This window comes from Oceanospirillum linum, from assembly GCF_001995095.2.
In the GTDB taxonomy this organism is placed as follows: Bacteria; Pseudomonadota; Gammaproteobacteria; order Pseudomonadales; family Halomonadaceae; genus Oceanospirillum; species Oceanospirillum linum.
The window spans coordinates 1-400 of sequence record NZ_MTSD02000207.1 but is presented as its reverse complement, the minus strand read 5'-3'; the positions used below and the strand labels follow the sequence as shown (position 1 = coordinate 400).

1 protein-coding gene is annotated in these 400 nt (G+C 58.8%); it reads left to right on the top strand.

The annotated features are described in order from the left end of the window. Positions 1-381: hypothetical protein (locus BTA35_RS18585; RefSeq protein ID WP_238377645.1), on the top strand; the 381-nt coding region annotated here is incomplete at its 5' end. Positions 382-400 lie beyond the last annotated feature (19 nt).

Sequence of the window (400 nt, the reverse complement as noted above, 5' to 3'; positions counted from 1 at the left end):
ACATATGTTGGTGTCAATGGGCGTTATGCGTTCCGCCGTCTCGTGGGCCACACCGGGAAACCAAAGGCGACCGCATTCTGCGCGGAAACTGGTGCCTCACATGCGGAAGAGAGGACCGTCGCCAGGGGGGCGATCTTGCATGCCAGGTGGCGCACGAGCGGGGCGTCCACGGAGTACATACGCGCCGATGTCAAGATGCACTGGCTTTGCCATCGCGGGCGCGCATGGTGGACGAAATTCAGCAATATCCTGATCGGGCACTGGTGCCCTGAGTGCGCATGGCTGGTTCAATCGACGAAAAAGAAAACGCGGCACAAGTATGAGGCGGTTGAAGGTCCAGATATCTCGTCAGCTCCCCCGGAGAAAAATCACACCGTGTGATTTTCCCGATCATCGCGCC